This is a genomic window from Lentzea sp. NPDC042327, from assembly GCF_040647275.1.
Classification (GTDB): Bacteria; Actinomycetota; Actinomycetes; order Mycobacteriales; family Pseudonocardiaceae; genus Lentzea.
In genome coordinates this window covers 166,331-186,475 of sequence record NZ_JBEZBX010000017.1, presented here as the reverse complement: position 1 = coordinate 186,475, position 20,145 = coordinate 166,331, and the positions used below count along the sequence as shown (strand labels likewise).

The window sequence follows — 20,145 nt, the reverse complement described above, 5'->3', positions numbered from 1 at the left end:
CTGGAGCACGGTGTGGAGACCGGCATCATCAAGCGGTTGCCGCACGGTGAGTTCATCGAGGTCCACCAGCCGCTGGGCCCGGTGGACGACCACGGTCACCCGATCCCCCTGGCCTATCAGGGTGCGTCGGTGCCGAAGAAGATGAACAAGCTCGGTTCGGCCGGGCATCCGGTCGCGGGCAGCACGTGGTCGCCGGACCCGGTCGAGGAGACCGTGGCCCTGGAGAACGCACGCCGCAGGGCGCATGTCTCCGAAGGCATCAGCGCCGAGGACACCGCGGGCGAGCTGGCCGGCAAGCCCTCCGACCCCAAGGCCTGAGCCTGCTGAAGCAGTGAAAGCCCCCGTGGACGATCTCCACGGGGGCTTTTCGCATGCGTCTTCGGCTACTGCGCGTCGTCCAGGCCGATCGCGAACGCCGCCTCGTCGTCCCGCTTCGAGTAGCTGCGGAACGCGATGTGCGTGTCGGTGTTCAGCACGCCCTCGACCTTGCTGATCTTGCCCGGCACCAGCGCGGCGAGGTCCTCGTGCTTGCTGACCTTGACCAGCGCGATCAGGTCCACGTCACCGGCGCAGGAGTACACCTCCGTGACTCCGTCGATGTCGGCGATCTCCTGCGCCGCCTCGGGAATGCGCTCGGCGGCGGCCTGGATCAGCACGATGGCGGTGACCACGGCGTCCTCCTCGGGTCTCACTACGGGTACCAAAGCACCCGTAGTCTGCCCTACCCGCTGATCGCGAGCGCCACGAACTCCGCACGCTCCCGCGACACCGACCTTCCGCGCACCGGACCGCCTCAGTGCCAGCGGTCCACCAGCGGGCGTGCGCTCGACGCCTGCTCAGCCCACGGCACCCATGCCGCCGCCGCACCGGCCGGTGAGGCCCACGGTTCGTCCGCGTACACCAGGCGGGTACCGGGCTGGTCGAGCCAGCGCAGCACCACCCCGGTCTCCTCCGGCGGCGCACCGCGCAACGGGCCCGCGGTCGGGATGACCGTCTCCGCCGAGGCCACCAGCGCGTCGACCACCGGCATCGGGCGGGTGCCGCGGCGGGCGACACCGGCCGAGGCCAGCCGGCCGTAGCGGACGACCGAGAACTCCCAGCCACCGTCGCGGTCCGGGCGGGCGGCCACGAGCTGCGGCAGGGCGGCCAGCGCGGCGAGGCGCTGGGCGCGGTCCAGCGAGCGGACGAGGCCCGCGAGGCGGTCGCGGCGGGTGGCGGCCTCCTCGAAGCGCTCGGCCGTGGCCAGGGAGCCCAGCTGCTCCGCGAGACCGCGCAACGGGTCCGCGCTGCGGCCCACCACCAGGTCGCGCACCGCCACGACGGCGGGGGAGTACTCCTCCACGGTCTGCCGGCCTGCGCAGGGGGCCTGGCAGCGGCCGAGCTCGGCCAGGGCGCACGGCGAGGCGCGCTGGTTCGTGGCCGGGATCTTGAGCGTGCACGACCGCAGCGGCACGGCGTCGAGCAGCGCGTCCGCCACCGACTCGGCCGCACGGCGGGTGCGGAACGGGCCCAGCGCACCGTCGCGCGGGGTGCGGACCAGCGACAACCGGGGGAACGGCTCGTCGGTCAGCACCAGCCACCACGCGTGGTGCGGGTTCTTCGACCTCTTGTTGTACGCGGGGCGGTGCGCGCGCAGCAGCCGCAGCTCGCGCACCTCGGCTTCCAGCGAATGAGCGCACTCGACGGCGTCGACCCGCACCGCGAGCGCGACCATCTCGCGCAGCCGGCGTCTGCCCTCGCTCGCGGTGAAGTACTGCCGCACCCGCCGCCGCAGGTCCGACGCCGTGCCGACGTACAGCACCTCCTCCTTGGGACCGCGGAAGAGGTACACGCCGGGCACCGACGGCAGATGCGCGGCCAGGGAGCGCTTGCGGCGCTGCTCCGGCGTCACCTCCGGCAGGTACGCCAGCAGCTCCTCCAGCGAGTGCACCCCCACGTTGCCCACGCGCTCCAGCAACGCGTGCAGCACCTCGACCGTGGTGCGCGCATCGGCCAGCGCCCGGTGCGTCGGCCGGGTCCGCGTGTGGAACAGGTCCGCCAGCGCCGACAGGCGGCACGACGGCGCCTCGTCGCGGCTCAGCACCCGTCGCGCCAGTCGCACCGTGCACACCACCGGCGGCTTCGGCCACCGGTAGCCCTGCCGCTCGCACGCCGCCTTGACGAACCCGACGTCGAACCCGGAGTTGTGCGCGACCAGCACCGCTCCGGCCGCGAACTCCAGGAACGCGGGCAGCACCGTCTGCATCCGAGGCGCACCGGTCACCATCAGCTGCGTGATCCCCGTCAGCTGCGCGACCTGCGGCGGGATGCCGCGCTCGGGGTCGACGAGCGTGGCGAACTCGCCGATCACCTCGCCGCCGCGCACCTTCACCGCGCCGATCTCGGTGACGGCGTCCTGCTCGGCACTCCCTCCCGTCGTCTCCAGGTCGAAGACGACGAACGTCGTGTCGCGCAGCGGCGTCCCGAGCTCGTCGAAGGACAGTTGACCGGTCACCCCGCTGACGTTAGCGACGGGGTCTGACAATTTTTGGAGCTAGCCTCACCGGTGTGCGGATCACGCTCCTGGGACCTTCCGGCCTGCCCCTCAGCGTCCGGCAGCGGTCGCTGCTCGCGGCGCTCGCCCTGCAGCCCGGCCACGTGGTGCGGTCGGAACGCCTGATCGAGTCGATGTGGGGTGCCGACGAGAAGCCCATGCACGTCAACGCGCTGCACCAGCACGTCTTCCGGTTGCGGCAGGCGCTGGACGGCATCGTGGTCTCCACGCGCGCGGACGGCTATGTGCTCGAAGCAGGACCTGACGACGTCGATCTGCACCACTTCCGCCACCTCGTCGCGAACGCGCGCGCTCTGGACGACGACGCGGCAGCGGCCCGTTTGTTCGAAGCAGCGCTGGCGTTGTGGCAGCAGGAACCCCTCGCCGACCTGCCCGCGGCCCCGCCGTGGAGCGATGTCCGCGCCGCACTGGAGGAGGAGCGCCTGGAGGTCGTCGAAGACCACCTGGAACGCCGGCTGCGCCTCGGCGAGGACGTCTCCGCCGAGCTGGCCGAACTGGTCGACCGCTACCCGCACCGCCAACGACCGCGTGAGCTGCGGGGCGTCACATCGGAGCCGACCCAGCGCGTTGTGCCGCACCAGCTGCCCGCGGACCTGCCGAACTTCACCGGCCGTGCGTCCGCGTTGGCCGAGCTCGGCGCCATCGGGCGAACGGTCGTCATCACCGCGATCGACGGCACAGCAGGCGTCGGCAAGACGGCGTTGGCGCTGCACCACGCGCACACGGTCGCCGACCAGTTCCCCGACGGCCAGCTCTACGCGAACCTGCGCGGCTTCGACCGGGACACCCCGCCGTTGCCGCCCGGCGACGTGCTGGCGCGGTTCCTGCGCGCACTGGGCATCGCCGGGCCGCGCATCCCGCAGCAGCTGGAGCAGCAGACCGACCTCTACCGCATGTTGTTGCGCGACCGGCGGATGCTGGTCGTGCTGGACAACGCCGCGACCGCCGCCCAGGTCGCACCGCTGCTGCCCGGCGCGGAGGGCTGCCGCGTCGTGATCACCAGCCGCAACCGGCTCTCCGGTCTCGACGCGTGGCCGGTGCTGCTGGACGTCATGGCGCCGGAGGAGGCCGTCGCGCTGCTGCGCGGCATGCTCGGCGACGCACCCGAGCTGCCCGAGCTGGCCCGGTTGTGCGGCCACCTCCCGCTCGCGCTGAGGATCGCCGCGGCGAACGCCACCGGATCGGTCGCGGACCTGGTCGACGAGCTGCGCGAAGAAGAAGGCAGGCTCGCGGCGTTGCGAGTCGACGACGACGAACGTCTCGCCGTGCGCGCAGCACTCGACCTCTCGTTCCGTTCGCTGCCCGCAGCAGCACAAGAGCTGTTCAGGCGGTTGGGCGCCATCGCAGGACACGACTTCACGGCCGAGGTGGCCGCACTGCTCGGCACCGGCCTCGACCAGCTGGTCACGGCGAACCTCGTGGAACGCCAAGGTGATCGCTATCACCTCCACGACCTCGTGCGCCTGTACGCACGTGATCTGCTGACGGAGGAGGAGACGAACGCACTGCGCGCACGGCTGGCGTTGTGGCACATCGGTACAGCGGCCAACGCCTCGCGCATGTGTTACGTCGCCGACGACGTGCTGTTCGAGGCAACGGACGGCCGCACGTTCGAGACGTCGGCGGAGGCCTTGGCCTGGTTGGTCGCCGAGAAGACCAACCTCGTCGCGATCGCCGCCACCGGTCCGTTCGCCTGGCGGCTCGCCGACGCGACGCACAGCTTCTTCGCCGCACGCCGTGATCACGCGAGCTGGGCCGTGGTGCGCGAGGCCGGGCTTGCGTCCGCACGGCAAGAGGGGGAGATGCGCGGCGAGGCGGCGGCACTCGCGAGCGAGGCGATCGCACGCATGTACTCCGGTCGTTCCAGCGAAGCGCTGGGGTTGGTCCAGCAGGCGCTCGACCTGGCCGAACGCGACGACTGGCCCGCCGGCACGCTCCGGTTCCTCACGGTCCTCGGCCACGTCTCCCGCGAGGTCGGCGACACCGACCGCGCCGCCGAGAGCTACCTCAGGGTCGCCGAGCTCAGCCACGAGCTGGGGCAGCTGCGGCGGGAGGCGCACGCGTTGTCCCAGCTCGGGTCCACGTGCTGGATGCGCGGCCGGTTGCGGGACGCCGAGGCGCACCACCGCCGGTCCTTCGCGCTCTACCAGCAGATCGGCGTGAAGAACGGGCGCCCGATCGCCGAGCTGGGCTGTGCGCTGCGCGACCTGGGGCGGCTGGACGAGGCGGTGGTGACGTTCGAGCAGGCGCTGGTGGACATCAGGGCGCTGGGCCAGCGCGGCCTGGAGTCGTACCTGCTCGACGACGTCTCCGCCGTGCACCGCGAGGCCGGGCGGCTCGACCTGGCGGTGGAGGCCGGCCGGGAGGCGTTGCAGATCGCCCTGGAGGTGAACGACCCCGGCGGCGAGGTCGACGCACGGCACAGCATCGGCGCCGCGCTGCTGCGGCTCGGTGATCCGGCCGCGGAGGAGGAGTACCGGCGTGCGGTGTCCGTTGCCCAGCGCATCGGCTACAAGCACGGCGAGGCGCAGGCGCTCGCGGGTCTCGGAAGGGCAACGGGCCGCGCCGAACACCTGCACCAGGCGCTGGCCATGGCACGGGAGCACGGCTACGGCCTGATCGAGGGCACGGCGCTGACAGCGCTGGCGACGCTGCACCTGGCCGGTGATCCAGACCGGGCGCTGAAGTTCGCCCAGGAGGCCGTTGACCTGCATCGACGCAACGGGTGCCGACTCGGTGAAGCCCGTTCACTGCAGGTGCTCGGACACGGTCGCGAAGGCGCGTGGGAGCAGGCCCTGGCGATCTTCGAGGAGATCGGCGTGCCGGAGGCCGGAGATGTCCGTGCGCTGCTCAAGCGCGGGGGCTCTAGCCTGTAACGGTGCCAGACCCGATGCCCGAGCCCGAGTACGACCCGCCCGCCGACGAGGTGGGCGAGTCCACTGTGGACTGGGGTGCGCTGCCGGAGCCGCTGCGGATGCGGCTCGCGGAGCTCGGCGCCGACGCCCTCGGGGAGATGGCGAAGGTCGACGTGCCGCAGCACCTGCGGCCCGTGGCCAAGTTCGCGCCGACCAAACGCGCCCGGCTCGGCGGCGCACAGGTCGTGGCCGGGCTGCGCGACTCGGCGAACTTCCGCACCGCCGTCGTCGAGTGGCTGCGCAAGAACCGGCCGTCGACGCTGGAGGTGACCTCGCCGGACCCGGTGGCCGCCGCCGCGGCCGCCGTGCTGACCGGGGACGAGGTCGCACCGCACTACGTGGAGCTGGTGTCGCGGCGGGTCGGCGACGCGACGCTGCGGGCCGAGCGGGACGCGGCGGTCGTGCGCTCGGAACGGCTGGAGGGCGAGCTCGAACGGCTGCGCGCCGAACGCAGCCAGCTCGACGGCGCCGCCGAACGCGTGCGCGCGGACGCCGAGGTCGAGCTGGAACGGCTGCGCAAGCGATTGCGCGAACAGGGCGTGAAGCTGCGCGAGGCCAAGGACGCGGCCGAGGCGGCGGCGGCCGAGGTCGAACGCGTGCGGGAACGCACGGCCGAGGAGCTCAAGCGGCTGACCGCGGAACGCGACCGGGAACGGGAACGTGCGGAGACCGAGCGGGGCAAGGCGCAACGGGCGATCGCGGACGCCGAGGTCGCCCGGCAGTCGGCGCGGGAGGCCCGGCAGGCCGACGAGGTGCGGCTCGCGCTGCTCGTGGACACCCTCGACGGCGCGGTGACGGGACTGCGGCGGGAGCTGGCGCTGGGCGGCTCCGGACCACGTCCAGCCGACCTCGTGCGCGGTGCGTCGGCGTCGCAGGGCGCGGTGGGACGGGTGGAGGACCCGGCTGCGCTGGACCGGTTGCTGGCGTTGCCGGCCGTGCACCTCGTCGTGGACGGCTACAACGTCACGAAGACCGGTTACCCGGAGCTGTCGTTGTCCGATCAGCGCGACCGGCTCGTGCACCAGCTCGCGGTGCTCGCCGCGCGCACCGGTGCCGAGGTGACGCTGGTGTTCGACGGCGCCGGAGTGGTCGCCGTGCCCGCGGCGGCGCCTCGCGGCGTGCGGGTGCTCTTCAGCGATCCCGGTGTTCTCGCTGATGACGTCATCCGCGCGTTGGTCACCGCCGAGCCGGAGGGGCGGCCGGTGGTGGTGGTGACGTCGGATCGCGCGGTCGCCGACTCGGTGCGCCGGCGTGGTGCGCACCCGGTGCCGTCCGCGGTGTTGCTGGCCCGGCTCGGTCGCGTTTAGTCACGCGGTAGCCTGCTCGCGTCGATCTTGGAACTGTGTGACGCGAAGGGGATCGGCGACGTGCTGTCGCGCAAGCTCACCCGCGGTGCTCTGGTTGTCGTGCTGCTCTGCTGCGCCGCCCCGGCGGTGTCCTCGGCAGCGCAACCCGCCGACCCCGCCCGCAGGTACGCCCAGCTGACCGAGCAGGCGACCAAGCTGAACGAGGAGGTGCTGCGCGCGCAGGAGGACCTCACGCTGCGCAGGGCCGAGCTCGAACGCGCCACGGCGGACGTCGCGGCGGCGCAGCAGATCGAGGTGCAGGCCAAGGCCGACGAGGAGGGCTTCCGCGGCCAGGTCGACCTGCTGACCGAGGCGTCGTTCGAGGGCGCGCGGTTCAACCAGCTCTCCGCGCTGCTCGTCGCGGACTCGCAGCAGGACTTCCTGCTGCGGCTCGAGATGATGCGAATCCTGGCCGAGGACAAGGCCGACTCGCTCGCGCGGCTGTCCGGCGCGGTGGAGAAGGCGCGGCAGGCCCACCAGGTGGCGGAGAACGCGCGCTCGCGTGCCGCCGCGGCCACCGAGGCGGCGGAACGGCTGAAGGCCGACCTGGAGGCCCGCAAGCGGGCGTTGCAGGGCCAGGTCGACGAGGTGCGCACGGCACTGGCACGACTGCCCGCGCCGGTCGTGCAGCAGCTGCGGGATCCGGGCGACCGGTCGCGGGTCAGCGTGCCGGGTGGTGCCGCCGGGATCGCGCTGCAGTTCGCGCTGGAGCAGCGCGGGGACGAGTACCGCTACGGCGCCACCGGGCTCGACCAGTGGGACTGCGCCGGGCTCACGATGAAGGCGTACGCCGCCGCGAACGTGGCCCTGCCCCGCACGTCCGGGGGACAGGCCTCGGTCGGACGCGCGGTGTCGCGCTCCGACGTCCGAGCCGGCGACCTGATCATCTACTACGCCAGCCGCTCGCACGTGGCCATGGCGGTCGACAACGCGCGCGCTGTGCACGCCTCCACCGAGGGGCAGCCGGTGAAGATCGCGCCGATCGACGCCATCGGGCCCATCGCGGTTATTCGTCGCATCGACGGCTAGCGTTGCGCGCGTGAGGCGCTTCAGGACGGTGTTGGCGGTGCTGGTCGTCGTCACGTTCCTGCTCAGCCTCAACGTGGCGTTGCACCCCAGCGCCGTTGAGTTGCCGTCGACCGCAACACCCGATTGCACAGCAACCTCGCGGTCGGCGGCGATGGGCACGGTGACCAGCAGTTCCTGTGACGGGGAGCTGGCGGCGCGGGTGGAAGGGTTGCTCGACGAAGCGATAGCAGCCGTATCCAATGTATTGGATATCGGTCGTGGGCTGAGCTGGTCGCGGCGCGTCGACGTCGTCATCCCCGCCTCGGACGCCGAGCTGGTGTCGCTGGTCGGGCCGGCGTTCAAGGACATGGCGGGCATCGCGATCCGCGACGGCGCCGCGCAACGGGTGGTGCTCAACCGGGTGCGGGTGGCGCCGTTGTCGGACCTGGAGCTGGGTGTGCTGCTGCGGCACGAGATCACCCACGTCGCGACCCGCGACCAGACGTCGGACTCGGCGCCGCTGTGGCTGGTGGAGGGGTTCGCGGACTGGGTGGCGTTCCAGGCGACCGGCCTGCCGCTGCGGGAGGCGGCGCCGTTGCTGACGGCCGACGTGTCCGCGTTGCCCACCGACTTCACCGGCCCCGGCCGCGACCTCGCCTACCAGCAGGCGTACTCGGTCGTGGTGTACCTGCAGTCGCGGCTGGGGGAGCGCGGCGTCGTCGAGTTCTTCCTGCGCAACGCGTCGCTGTCCGCTGTGGACGCCCGCGCCGTGGACGTGGCGGACTGGCGCGACTTCCTGCGGACCACGATCGGATAGCGTTGGTCCGTGCGCCGAACCTTGCTGGTGACCAACGACTTCCCGCCCCGCCCCGGTGGCATCCAGGCCTACCTGCACGCACTGGCGACCCGCCTGCCCGCTGACTCGCTCGTGGTCTACGCGCCGAAGTGGAAGGGCGACGCCGAGTTCGACGCGCGCCAGCCGTTCCCCGTCGTGCGGCACCCGACGTCGCTGATGCTGCCGACCCCCGACGTGCTGCGCCGCGCCCGTGCCATCGCGCGCACCGAGTCGTGCGACGCCGCCTGGTTCGGCGCGGCCGCCCCGCTCGCACTGCTGGCACCGCGCCTCGGCCTGAGCCGGTCGGTCGCGAGCACCCACGGCCACGAGGTCGGCTGGTCGATGCTGCCCGTGGCCAGCCAGGCGTTGCGCGCCATCGGATCCGGTGTGGACGTCGTGACCTACGTCAGCCGCTACACCCGCTCCCGCTTCGCGGCGGCGTTCGGCCCGCTCGCCGCCCTCGAACACCTGCCGTCCGGTGTGGACACGGACCTCTACCGCCCCGACCCGGCCGCACGCGCGGAGCTCCGCCGCCGCTACGGCCTCGGCGACCGCCCGGTCGTCGTCTGCGTGTCCCGCCTCGTGCCGCGCAAGGGTCAGGACGTCCTCATCCGCGCACTCCCGCTGATCCGCCGCTCGGTGCCGGACGCGGCCCTGCTGATCGTCGGCGGCGGCCCCTACCGCGCGAAGCTCGACGCCCTCGTCGCCGAAACCGGCCAGGCGGGCAACGTCGTGCTGACCGGCTCGGTGCCGTGGGAGGAGCTGCCGGCCCACTACAACGCCGGTGACGTCTTCGCGATGCCCTGCCGCACCCGTGGCCGCGGCCTCGACGTCGAAGGCCTCGGCATCGTCTACCTCGAAGCGTCCGCGACCGGTCTGCCCGTCGTCGCCGGACGGTCCGGCGGCGCACCCGAGACGGTCCGCGACGGCATCACCGGCAACGTCGTCGACGGCCGCGACGTCGACGACGTCGCCACCAAGGTCGCCGCCCTGCTCGCCAACCCCGCTATGGCCATCGAGATGGGCCGCGCCGGCCGGGACTGGGTGAGCACCCACTGGCAGTGGGACCAGCTCGCCCACCGGCTCCAGCAGCTCATCGGCTGACCGATATCCGATATGCCATATCCAATACCCGATATATCGCCTAGCTACGGGCGGCAATGCTCAGCTGGTCACACATGACAACGTTGTCATCAGCAGCTAATCGTCGGCAGCAAGCTGATGTATTGGATATGGGATATGGCGCGATAGCTCGCGCCAAGCTCAGCTCGCACCAAGCTCCAGCTCACCAAGCTCCAGCTCACCAAGCTCCAGCTCACCAAGCTGAAGCTCGCTGGGTCCGGCGCGTTTCAGCTGAGCTCAGCTCGCTGGCGCCGGCGCGTCTCAGCTGAGCGCGCGAGCTCGCGTCTCCAGGGCGTGCAGACCTAGCTCGGTGCTGCGCCGGATCGCCTCAGCGGCAGCCGAGCGAGCTTCCACGTCCGACCCGAGGTCGCGCCGCACCGCCGCCAGCACGATCAACGCCCGCACCTCACCGGAGGCGTACCCGATGCGCCGGGCCGTCGCGAGCGCCTGGTCCAGGTATTCCACGGCCCCGTCGAGCTGGGCCAGCGCCCGGTGGACCTCGCCGAGCGTGATCCGCACCGACGCCGCCACCTGCTGGTCACCGCCGTCGGCGACCAGCGCCAGCGCGCGTGAGGCGAGGGAGAGGGCGAGGTCGGCGTTGCCCTCGGCGAGCTCCAGGGCGGCGAGGTTCTCCAGGGTCTCGGCCTCGCCGGCGGGGACGTTGCCGATCTCCAGGGCACGGGTCAGGTGAGCGCGGGCCTCGTCATGACGGCCCTGCAGGCGCAGCGCCATGCCGAGGTAGGTGTGGCCGTCGGCGTTGGGCGCCAGCGCCAGGGCCTGGGTGAAGTGCTCCACGGCCTCGTCGACCTCGCCCAGCTCGACGGCCAGCTGACCGAGGTTGTACAGGCCCGTGCTGACGCTGTCCTCCGAGCGCAGCATCTCCAGGCAGCGCAGCAGGGCGTCCTTCGCGGCACCGAGCTGACCGGAGCGGCGGTAGACGAGGCTGAGGTTGTTCAGCACGCCCGCCTCGGCGTCCTTGTCGCCCAGCGCGCGGTACAGCTCCACGGCCCGGCTGTGGTGGTCGACGGACCGCGCGTACTCGCCGAGCCGCAGGTAGAGGGTGCCGAGGTTCGCGTGCATCGCCGCCTCCGCCGGGCGGTGCGCGGACGCCTGGGCGGCCTGCAGGCCGTGGTGGGCGGTCGCGAGCCATTCGCCGACGTGCTGGCCGATCCACAGGTAGCCGCGCAGCGCGTCGGCCAGCTGGAACGCCACGGGGGCCGGGCCGTGCAGGGCGGCGTGCCGGATGGCGGCGGTCAGGTTCGGGCGTTCGGCGTCGAGCCACGCCAGCGCGTCGGCCTGCGTCGAGATCCGCGGCACCGGGCCCGACGCCGTCGACGGCAGCCGCAGGATGCCGGGGTAGAGCAGCTCGGCGCAGCGTTCTGCGCCGCGCACGTAGTGGTCGAGCAACGCCGTCAGCGCCGCCTGCTGCTCGGCCGGGGTGTCCAGCTCCGCCCGCAGCGACGCCGCGTAGTGCATCAGCTCGTCGTGGAACCGGTAGCGACCCGGAGCGGGCGACACCACCAGGTTCGCGATCACCAGCACCGTCAGCAGGCCCTCGGCGTCCACGTCGGCCAGCGCGGACGCGGCCTCCGCGGTGAAGTCCGGTCCCGGCACCAGCGACAGCAACCGGAACAACCGCTGCGGCGCCGGTGGCAGCGCGGCGTAGGCGAGCTCGATCGGCGAGCCCGAGATCGTCACGTCGTCGCGCCCGGCCAGGTACGCCGCCGCCACCCGCAGCGCCAGCGGCAGGTGCCCGCACCGCGCGGCCAGCTCCGCGTGCTCACCCGGTCCCAGCAGCTTCTCCAGCAACGCCACCGACTCGCCCGGCGTGAACACGTCCACCGGCACGGTCCGCGCGCCGTTCATGGCGATCAGCCCGCGCAGGTCGTCGCGCGAGGTCACGATCACCGGGCACGACGCCGTCCCCGGCAGCAGCGCCCGCACCTGGTCGGGCGCAGAGGCGTTGTCGAGCACCAGCAGCACCCGCCGGCCCGACAGCAACGACCGCAGCATCGTGCTCTGCTCGTCCGCGTCCGGCGGGATCTCGTCCGGCGGCACGCCCAGCGCCCGCAGGAACCGCGACAGCACGTCCACCCCGTCCGCGGGCGGGCCCAGCGCGTACCCGCGCAGGTCGACGTACAGCTGCCCGTCGGGGAACCGGTCCCGCAGCACGTGCGCCACCCGCACGGCCAGCGTCGTCTTGCCCACCCCCGGTGGCCCCGCCAGCGTCACGATCGGCACCGCGTTGCCCAGTGCCCCGGTGACCAGCGCCGTGATCCGCTCGACGTGCCGTTCCCGCCCGGTGAAGTCCGGGGTGTCCGCCGGCAGCTGCAGCGGTGACGGCGGCGCGCGGTCGGGTGCCCGTTCCGGCACCGGTGCCGCGAGCTCGGGTGAGCGGACCAGGATCGCCTGGTGCAACGCCCGCAGCTCGGCCGACGGGTCGATCCCGAGCTGCTCGTCCAGGGTCCGGTCGAGCTGCCGGAACGCCTCCAGCGCCTCCGCCTGCCGGCTGCTGCGGTACAGCGCGAGCATCAGCTGCCCCCAGAACCGCTCGCGCAACGGGTGGTCCCGCGTCAGCGCGAACAGCTCCGGCACCAGGTCCGCGTGGTTGCCCAGCGCGAGCTCCACGTCGACCCGCTGCTCGTGCACGGTCATCAGCAGCTCGGTCAACCGCGGCGCGTGCTCGGCGTACAACGTCTCCGAAGGCACGTCCGACAGCACCGGCCCGCGCCACAGCTCCAACGCTTCAGCAAACGCTTTCCGCGCCTTGACCAGGTCGTTCGCCGCCGCCGCACGTCCGCGTGCCGCCGCGTCGGCGAACCGGTGGACGTCCACGGCCAACGGGTCGATGCGCATCCGGTAGCCGTCGGCGGCGGTCTGGATCAGCGACGGGTCGCCCAGCGCCGCACGCAACCGCATCACGTACGTCTGCAACGTGCCCCGCGTCCGCGCGGGCGGCGCGTCACCCCACACGTGCTCGACCAGTTCCGTCACGGGCACCACGCGGTTGGGCCGCAGCAGCAGCGCCGCGAGCAACGCCCGGTGCTTGCCGGCGCGGAGCAGGACGGCGGAGTCGCCCAGGCGCACCTCCATCGGGCCGAGCAGCCGGAACTGCGGACCCGAGGTCATTGCCTTCCCCCTACGCGCGCCGGATGATCCCGTCTCACTCACAGCCTATTAGCGCGCTGTCGCCGAGTGACATCGGCGCGTCAGCGATACGTCAGCGCCGTCCGGCAGTCTTCTACTCGTCCCGGTCGGGGGGCCGGGGCAACAACACTTCTCGGGTTCCGCGGAAGTTCGCGGATCACGATCGCTGGGGGTCGAAAGGCCCAGGAGCTCTCTTCCAGCTCCTGGGCCTTTCGCGCTGTTCAGGACCTACTTCGCGTAGATCGCGTCGATGTCGGAGGCGTACGTGTTCGCCACGACCGACCGCTTCAGCTTCAGCGACGGCGTCATCTCGCCACCGGCCTCGGTGAAGTCCACCGGCAGCACGCGGAACTTGCGGATCGCCTCCGCCTTGGACACCGACCTGTTCGCCTCGTCCACCACGGCCTGGATCTCGGCCAGCAGGTCGGGGTCCTCGACCAGGTCGGGCACCTCGGCCGAGGCCGGCTTGCCGTGCGACTCCTTCCAGGCCGGGAAGAACTCCGGGTCGATCGTGATCAGCGCGCCGATGAACGGCTGCTTGTCGCCGACGACCATGCACTGCGAGATCAGCGGGTGCGCCCGGATGCGGTCCTCGAGCTGTGCGGGGGAGACGTTCTTGCCACCGGCGGTGACGATGATCTCCTTCTTGCGCCCGGTGATCCTCAGGAAGCCCTCGCCGTCGAGCTCGCCGATGTCACCGGTGTGGAACCAGCCGTCCTCCAGCGCCTCCTCGGTGGCGGCCTCGTTGTTCCAGTAGCCGGTGAAGACGATGTCGCCCTTGATGAGGATCTCGCCGTCCTCGGCGATGCGCACCGACGTGCCGGGCACCGGCAGGCCGACCGTGCCGACCTTCTCCTGGCCCTTGAACGTCACGCACGCCGCCGCCGACGTCTCGGTCAGGCCGTAGCCCTCGTAGACCGGGATGCCCGCGCCGCGGAAGAAGTGCGACAACCGGTCGCCCAGCGGCGCACCACCGGACACGGCGGCGACCGCGCGGCCACCGAGCGCGGCACGCAGCTTCGAGAACACCAGCTTGTCGAACACGGCGTGCTTGACCCGCAGGCCGAAGCCGGGGCCGCCGTCGTCGAGCGCCTGGCTGTAGGCGACCGAGGTGGCCTCGGCCGCGTCGAAGATCTTGCCCTTGCCGCCGGCGTGCGCCTTCTGCTTGGCGCCGTTGTAGACCTTCTCGAACACGCGCGGCACCGCGACGACGAACGTCGGGCGGAACTGGCCGAGGTCGCCGACGAGGTTCTGCACGTCCGCGGTGTGGCCCAGCGTGGCACGCGAGTACACGCACGCGAGGTACAGGGCACGCGCCAGGATGTGCGCGAGCGGCAGGAACAGCAGCAGCGAGTTGCCGGCCGCGAGGATCTCCGGGAACCGCGACAGCGCCGACCGCACCTCGGACAGCAGGTTGCGGTGCGTCAGCGTGCAGCCCTTGGGGCGGCCGGTGGTGCCGGAGGTGTAGACGAGCGTCGCCGTCTCGTCCGCCTTCACCTGGCCGCGGCGCTCGTGCACCTGCTCGTCGGTGATCTCGGCACCCAGCGCCGTCAGCTCGTCGACGGCGGGCGCGGAGCCCTCGATCTGCCACACGTGCCGCAGCTCGGGCAGCGTGCCGACGACCTCGTCGACCAGCGCGCGGTGCTGCGCGGCCTCGACGAACACCGCCTTCGCGCCCGAGTCGGACAGGATCCACTGGATCTGGCCTGCCGACGAGGTCTCGTAGATCGGCACGACCACGCCGCCCGCCGCCCAGATGGCGAAGTCGAGCAGCGACCACTCGTAGCGGGTCTTCGACACCAGGCCGACGCGGTCGCCGTGCTCCAGGCCGGCGGCGATCATGCCCTTGGCGACCGCCATCACCTGCGCGGCGAAGTCCCGCGCGGTGATGTCGACCCAGGTGCCGTCGACCTGCCTGCGGAAGCTGACGGCGTTGCCGAACCGTTCCGCGTTGGCCCACACCATGTCGGTGAGGTTCTCCTCAGGAGCCACTGCGGCGGTGGCGGGGACGCTGAACTCGCGCACGTCAACCTCCGTACGATGATTTGTTACTGGTGGGGAAACTTAGCGTGTGATTCCGGCGATACAAAGGTTGGTACGCCCTTCCGTTACCTTTTGACCCCATGGCCAGTGTGGACGTCGTCGACGAGACATTCCTGGCGGTCCCGCCCAGCGTGGTCGCCGCAGCCTTCTCCGTGCCGTCGTCGTGGCGGGCGTTCTGGCCGGACCTGGAGCTCGACGTCTACGCAGACCGGGGCCAGGAGGGCCTGCGCTGGACGGTGGGCGGCGCGCTCGTGGGGACCATGGAGGTCTGGCTCGAGCCGATGCTCGACGGCACCCTGCTGCACTACTTCCTCCGCGCTGATCCGCCCGCCGGGTCGCTCACCCCGCGCAGCGCGCGCCGTGAGGTGCAACGCCGCCAGCTCGCCGCCAAGTCCGTGGCACTCGGCCTCAAGCTGACCCTGGAGGACGGCCGTCCGGCCGGCTGCCCTCCGGCCGGGTGATCGACAGTGGCACATGTCTCGTGAAACCCCGGTGCGCCCGTTGAACTAGGTTGGGACCGTGCGGGTTCACGTGGTTTCGGATGTGCACGGCAACGCGGAGGCGCTGGCGCGTGCCGGTGACGGGGCGGACGCGCTCGTCGTGCTGGGCGACCTCATCGACTTCGTGGACTACTACGACCACTCCAAGGGCATCATGGGCCGCGTGTTCGGCCCGGAGAAGGTCGGGGTCTTCGCCGAGCTGCGCCGCGGCACCCGGCGCGCCGACACCGCGGGCTACGTCCGGTCCCTGTGGGACGGTCTGGACGACGCCCGCGCGGTCGTGGAGGAAGCGGTGCTGGAGCAGTACCACGCGTTGTTCGGGGCGATGTCCGCGCCGACGTACGCGACACCGGGCAATGTGGACAGTCCGCACCTGTGGCCGCGGTTCGCCCGCGACGGCGTGCACGTCGTCGACGGCGCCGCGGTGGAGATCGGCGGCCTGCGGTTCGGGTTCGCGGGCGGCGGGCTGCTCATGCCGGGACACGTGCGCAACCCCGACGCGCCCTGGTTCCCGTACCTGCGCACCGAGCAGGACATGGCGGCCGCGCTGGACCGGATGGGGGAGGTCGACGTGCTGTGCACGCACATCCCGCCGCAGGTCCCCGACCTGACCTACGACGTCGTCGCGCGCCGCCCGGAGTGGGGCTCGCGGCCGGCGCTGGACAAGATCGTGCGGGAACGCCCGCGCTGGTCGGTGTTCGGGCACGTGCACCAGCCGCTGGCCCGCCGGGTGCGCGTCGGCTACACCGAGTGCATCAACGTCGGGCACTTCCAGCGCAGCGGCAAGCCTCACGTCCTCAACTGGTAAAGACGCGAGTAGCCTCCTGTTCCATGGCCGACGAGTCCACTCAGTCCATCGTCATCGACGCGCCGCCTGAGAAGATCATGGCGATCATCGCGGACTTCCCGTCGTACCCGGACTGGGCGAACGGGATGAAGGAGGTCGAGGTCCTCGACACCCGCGACGACGGCCGCGCCGAGCAGGTGCGGTTCGCGATCGACCAGGGTCCCGTGAAGGACGAGTACACGCTGAGGTACGACTGGGCGCCCGACGGCCTCTCGGTGCGCTGGGACCTCGTCAAGGGCACCATGCAGAAGTCGCAGCACGGCAGCTACGTGCTGGAGCCGTCGGGGACCGGCACCAAGGTCACCTACACGCTGTCGGTGCAGCTGGTGATCCCGATGATCGGGCTGTTCCGCCGCAAGGCCGAGAAGCTGATCCTCGACACCGCGCTCAAGGAGCTCAAGAAGCGCGCGGAGAAGGCGGCTTGAGCCGGGTCCTGCTCTTCACCGGCAAGGGCGGGGTCGGCAAGACCACCCTGGCCGCCGCGACGGCGGCGACGCTCGCGGCGCACGGCCGCAAGGCGCTCGTGGTGTCGACCGATCCCGCGCACTCCCTGGGCGACGCGCTCGACGTGCGCCTGGGTGCCGCCCCGTCCGAAGTGGACGGTGCAGACGGCCTGTTCGCCTGCCAGATCGACCCCCGCGGACTCGTCGACGACGCCTGGGGTGATCTGCGCGGGCACCTGCGCACCGTGCTGGCCGGCGCCGGGGTCGACGAGCTCGACGCCGAGGAGCTGACCGTCCTGCCGGGCGTGGAGGAGCTCCTCGCGCTGGCGGAGGTGCGCAGGCTCGCCGCGGCCGGGCCGTGGGAGGTCGTGGTCGTCGACTGCGGTCCGACGGCGGAGACGCTGCGGCTGCTGTCGCTGCCCGAGGCGTTCGCCGGCTACCTGGAGAGGCTCTTCCCGACGCACCGGCGCGTGGTGCGCGGCCTGCTGGCCGGTGTCGCGGGTACCGGCACCGTCGAGAAGTGGGACGCGACGGCGGACGCGCTGAGCCGGCTGGCGGAGCGGCTGGACGCGCTGCGGTCGATGCTCGCGGACCCGTCCTCGTGCTCGGTGCGGCTGGTGCTCACGCCCGAACGCGTGGTCGCCGCGGAGACCCGGCGGACGCTGACCGCGTTGGCGCTGCAGGGGATCCGGGTCGACAGCGTGATCGCGAACCGGCTGGTGCCGTCACCGGGACCGGCGCGCGGCGCGGCCGCCACGTGGCTGCGGACCCGGCGGCACGAGCAGGACGCGGTGCTCGCCGAGCTGACCGGCATCGGCGAGATCCGCACGGTCGACCACCGCGCGTCCGAACCCGTGGGCGTGACGGCGTTGCTGGAGGTCGCGGCGCAGCTGTACGGCGACGAGGACCCGTTGCCCGGTGCCGCGGTGTCGGAGTCGCTGCTGGAGGTGTCGGGCAGCGGACGCGGGCTCGACGCCCGATACTCGCTGCGGATCGCGTTGCCGCTGGCCGATGACACGGAACTGGACCTTGCGCGCGTGGGCGACGACCTGGCGCTGACCGTCGATGGCCGGCGTCGGCTCGTGGCGCTGCCCTCGTTGCTGAGGCGCTGCATCGTGACCGGTGCGGAGATGGACTCGGCCGGCGTGACGGTGGGGTTCCGGCCGGACCCGGCGCTGTGGCGTTGACCCCGTGGCGCTGATCAGGAGTTTTTCATGACCGAGAACAACGGCAAGCTCGCCGAGGAGCTGCGGCTGCTCATCGACACCGCCGCCGAGCGCATGCAGCCGTGGCTGCAGCGCGTGGCCGAAGCGGGCGATGGCGCGCACGCGCCGGAGACGTGCGGCTGGTGCCCGGTGTGCAACGGCGTCGCACTGCTGCGCGGCGACCGTTCCGAGCTCGCCGCGAAGGCTGCGGAGCACGCCGCCGGGCTGGTGGCGGTGCTGCGGGCCGCTCTGCGCGAACCGGGCACGCCCGCACCGGCCGAACCGGCCGAACCCGCTGACGCCGGGCAGCGCGTTCAGCACATCAAGGTCGTCAGGAAGACCGACTAGTGCTCACCGTCGGAGTCGATATCGGGGGCACCAGTGTGCGCGCTGGTGTCGTGGACGCGCGTGGGTCCGTGCTCGACACCTCGCGCGCACCGACACCCGCTGGCGAACGTGCACTTGAAGACGCGCTCGTCGCCGCCGTGGAAGAGGTCGCGGCCCGGCACGCGGTGGACGCCGTCGGCCTCGCCGTCGCCGGGTTCATCGCCTCGGACCGCCGCACGGTGCGGTTCGCGCCGCACCTGGCGTGGCGGCAGATGAACGTCGCCGACCGCATGAGCGACCGCCTCGGCCTGCCCGTCGTGCTGGAACACGACGCGAACGCCGCCGCGCTGGCCGAACACCGCTTCGGTGCCGCTCGCGGCGCCAAGACCGCTGTTCTGGTGGCCATCGGGACCGGTATCGGCGCGGCCCTGCTGCTGGACGGCGAGGTGTTCCGCGGCGCGTACGGCGTTGCACCCGAGCTGGGTCATCTGCGCGTGGTGCCCGACGGCCGTCCGTGCCCGTGCGGCAAGAACGGCTGCTGGGAGCGCTACTGCAGCGGGACGGCGTTGAGTGCGACCGCCGTGGAGCTGCTGGCCAAGCACCCCGGCATCTCGACCGTGCTCGGCCGTGAGGCCGCAGGCGACTCACGCGCCGTGACGGGTCGTCGAGTCGCCGGTGCCGCACGCGACGGTGACCCGTTGGCGCAACGCGCGATGGCCGACCTGGCGCGCTGGCTCGGCGAGGGCCTGGCGCTGGTCGCCGACGTCTACGACCCCGAGGTGATCGTCATCGGGGGAGGGGTGTCGGAGTCGGCGCCGCTGTTCCTCGACGACGCCCGCGAGCGCTACGCCGCCGTCGTGACCGGCGCCGGTCACCGCCCGCTGGCCAGGATCCGCACCGCGCAGCTCGGCGACGACGCCGGCATCGTCGGTGCGGCGACCCTGGCCCGCGAGACGGTGTCGTCGATGGCCCGCAACCACCGCAGCCCCTGAGTCAGCTCTTCAGGGGGTCGTGGCCCCAGTTCATGAGCGAGTAGCGCCACCGGCTGCTCTCGATCTCGCTGGTGGGCTGGTCGGGCCGCTGGGCGAGGTGGCGGTGCACGTAGCCGACCACCTTGCGCATGTGCCCGTAGTCGTCATCGGTCAGATCGGCCTTCTTCGCCTGCAACAGCGCGACGATGCGGCGACCGGACGCGTGCCCGGTCGACTCGCCGCCGCTCTTGTCACCGACCTCCTTCGACTCGGCGGTGCCGAGCCACTTCTCCAGCTGGCTCGCGGTCATGTTCACGGCCTCGCCGAACTCCTTGCGCGTCTGCTCCTCGTCACCCACGTGCGTGTCCTCTCCTCCGTGTCGATCCCTGGCGGCCGGGTACCCGTGGTTACGCCGAACGACGCAACGCGACGAAGGGTCGGACGATGAGCGAGCACCCGTACAAGCCCGGCGACGAGGTCGAGTGGTCGAGCCACGGCAGCCGCACCCACGGCGAGGTGGAGGAGGAGATCACCACCGAGAAGCAGGCCGCCGGCCGGAAGGTGAAGGCGTCCGAGGACGAACCGCAGTACCGCGTCCGCAGCGCCAAGAGCGGCCGTGACGCCGTCCACAAGCCGAGCGCCCTCCACCCGCACTGCTCGTCGTCCTACGACTGACCGTCACTCGCCTCACCTTTGCAACGATTCTTTTGCGGACGTCGTCAAAAGACTCGTTGCAAAGCAGCAGGTCAGCTTGGGCTCGGCGGCGTCTGGTTACTGGTTGCGGCGGTAGCTGAGAGCTGTGGGGCTAGCTGAGGCCAGCTGATATATCGCGAGAAGAGTGTCGCGGCGAGCGTGTCGGGGTCTGTTCGCCCGCCGCGAACA

At 72.0% G+C, this 20,145-nt stretch carries 17 protein-coding genes and 1 pseudogene; 13 read left to right on the top strand and 5 right to left on the bottom strand.

All coding sequences use genetic code 11. From position 1 onward, the window contains the following. Positions 1-318, top strand: a pseudogene (locus tag AB0A63_RS34195) (cytochrome b); the annotation flags it as partial. Between the two features lie 65 nt (positions 319-383). On the opposite strand, the gene AB0A63_RS34190 reads toward AB0A63_RS34195, so the two are convergent. Then, a complete protein-coding gene (locus AB0A63_RS34190; protein ID WP_360398600.1) occupies positions 384-671 on the bottom strand; it encodes an Lrp/AsnC ligand binding domain-containing protein in 288 nt (95 codons plus the stop codon). Between the two features lie 122 nt (positions 672-793). Beyond that, entirely contained in the window at positions 794-2,494 is a 1,701-nt protein-coding gene (locus AB0A63_RS34185; RefSeq protein ID WP_360398598.1) for a DEDD exonuclease domain-containing protein, read from the bottom strand. Positions 2,495-2,547: 53 nt separating this feature from the next. Here AB0A63_RS34185 and AB0A63_RS34180 point away from each other — a divergent pair, with 53 nt between their 5' ends. From AB0A63_RS34180 to AB0A63_RS34160, 5 genes are read left to right on the top strand one after another with little or no spacing between them, the layout of a single operon-like run. Continuing rightward, positions 2,548-5,430, top strand: a complete 2,883-nt coding sequence (locus AB0A63_RS34180; RefSeq protein ID WP_360398596.1) for a tetratricopeptide repeat protein — start codon at positions 2,548-2,550, stop codon at positions 5,428-5,430. A gap of 14 nt (positions 5,431-5,444) precedes the next feature. Continuing rightward, positions 5,445-6,776, top strand: a complete 1,332-nt coding sequence (locus AB0A63_RS34175; protein ID WP_360398614.1) for an NYN domain-containing protein — start codon at positions 5,445-5,447, stop codon at positions 6,774-6,776. A gap of 27 nt (positions 6,777-6,803) precedes the next feature. Next, entirely contained in the window at positions 6,804-7,844 is a 1,041-nt protein-coding gene (locus AB0A63_RS34170) for an NlpC/P60 family protein (protein ID WP_360398594.1), read from the top strand. 10 nt (positions 7,845-7,854) lie between these two features. After that, positions 7,855-8,640, top strand: coding sequence for a basic secretory protein-like protein (locus tag AB0A63_RS34165; RefSeq protein WP_360398592.1), 786 nt, complete (start codon positions 7,855-7,857; stop codon positions 8,638-8,640). 9 nt (positions 8,641-8,649) lie between these two features. Beyond that, positions 8,650-9,762 carry a glycosyltransferase family 4 protein gene (locus AB0A63_RS34160; RefSeq protein WP_360398590.1) on the top strand — a complete coding sequence of 371 codons (1,113 nt, stop codon included), beginning with the start codon at positions 8,650-8,652 and terminating at the stop codon, positions 9,760-9,762. Between the two features lie 279 nt (positions 9,763-10,041). Here AB0A63_RS34160 and AB0A63_RS34155 read toward each other — a convergent pair whose 3' ends face one another. Together AB0A63_RS34155 and AB0A63_RS34150 are read right to left on the bottom strand one after the other, a co-directional pair. Further along, entirely contained in the window at positions 10,042-12,909 is a 2,868-nt protein-coding gene (locus AB0A63_RS34155) for a BTAD domain-containing putative transcriptional regulator (protein ID WP_360398588.1), read from the bottom strand. Between the two features lie 246 nt (positions 12,910-13,155). Then, entirely contained in the window at positions 13,156-14,952 is a 1,797-nt protein-coding gene (locus tag AB0A63_RS34150) for a long-chain fatty acid--CoA ligase (RefSeq protein ID WP_360398586.1), read from the bottom strand. A gap of 98 nt (positions 14,953-15,050) precedes the next feature. On the opposite strand from AB0A63_RS34150, the gene AB0A63_RS34145 reads away from it, so the two are divergent. Genes AB0A63_RS34145 through AB0A63_RS34120 form a run of 6 tightly spaced genes read left to right on the top strand, consistent with a single transcriptional unit; the run spans position 15,051 to position 19,284 of the window. Continuing rightward, positions 15,051-15,431 carry a polyketide cyclase / dehydrase and lipid transport gene (locus AB0A63_RS34145; protein WP_360398584.1) on the top strand — a complete coding sequence of 127 codons (381 nt, stop codon included), beginning with the start codon at positions 15,051-15,053 and terminating at the stop codon, positions 15,429-15,431. 58 nt (positions 15,432-15,489) lie between these two features. Next, positions 15,490-16,278, top strand: coding sequence for a metallophosphoesterase (locus tag AB0A63_RS34140; RefSeq protein WP_360398582.1), 789 nt, complete (start codon positions 15,490-15,492; stop codon positions 16,276-16,278). A gap of 23 nt (positions 16,279-16,301) precedes the next feature. After that, positions 16,302-16,742 (top strand): SRPBCC family protein, encoded by a 441-nt coding sequence (locus tag AB0A63_RS34135; protein WP_360398580.1) that lies wholly within the window; start codon positions 16,302-16,304, stop codon positions 16,740-16,742. Further along, the gene (locus AB0A63_RS34130) at positions 16,739-17,947 is read left to right on the top strand and encodes an ArsA family ATPase (protein WP_360398578.1); all 1,209 of its coding nucleotides are present in this window, start codon (positions 16,739-16,741) and stop codon (positions 17,945-17,947) included. Before AB0A63_RS34135 ends, AB0A63_RS34130 begins: the two co-directional genes overlap by 4 nt. A gap of 27 nt (positions 17,948-17,974) precedes the next feature. Further along, complete coding sequence (locus AB0A63_RS34125) at positions 17,975-18,313, top strand: hypothetical protein (protein ID WP_360398576.1); 339 nt, start codon at positions 17,975-17,977, stop codon at positions 18,311-18,313. Further along, a complete protein-coding gene (locus AB0A63_RS34120; protein ID WP_360398574.1) occupies positions 18,313-19,284 on the top strand; it encodes an ROK family glucokinase in 972 nt (323 codons plus the stop codon). The genes AB0A63_RS34125 and AB0A63_RS34120 overlap by 1 nt, the downstream gene beginning before the upstream one ends. Position 19,285: 1 nt before the next feature. On the opposite strand, the gene AB0A63_RS34115 is transcribed toward AB0A63_RS34120, so the two are convergent. Then, positions 19,286-19,621, bottom strand: coding sequence for a DUF3140 domain-containing protein (locus tag AB0A63_RS34115; protein ID WP_360398572.1), 336 nt, complete (start codon positions 19,619-19,621; stop codon positions 19,286-19,288). A gap of 86 nt (positions 19,622-19,707) precedes the next feature. Here AB0A63_RS34115 and AB0A63_RS34110 point away from each other — a divergent pair, with 86 nt between their 5' ends. Next, positions 19,708-19,938 carry a DUF2945 domain-containing protein gene (locus AB0A63_RS34110; RefSeq protein ID WP_360398570.1) on the top strand — a complete coding sequence of 77 codons (231 nt, stop codon included), beginning with the start codon at positions 19,708-19,710 and terminating at the stop codon, positions 19,936-19,938. Positions 19,939-20,145 lie beyond the last annotated feature (207 nt).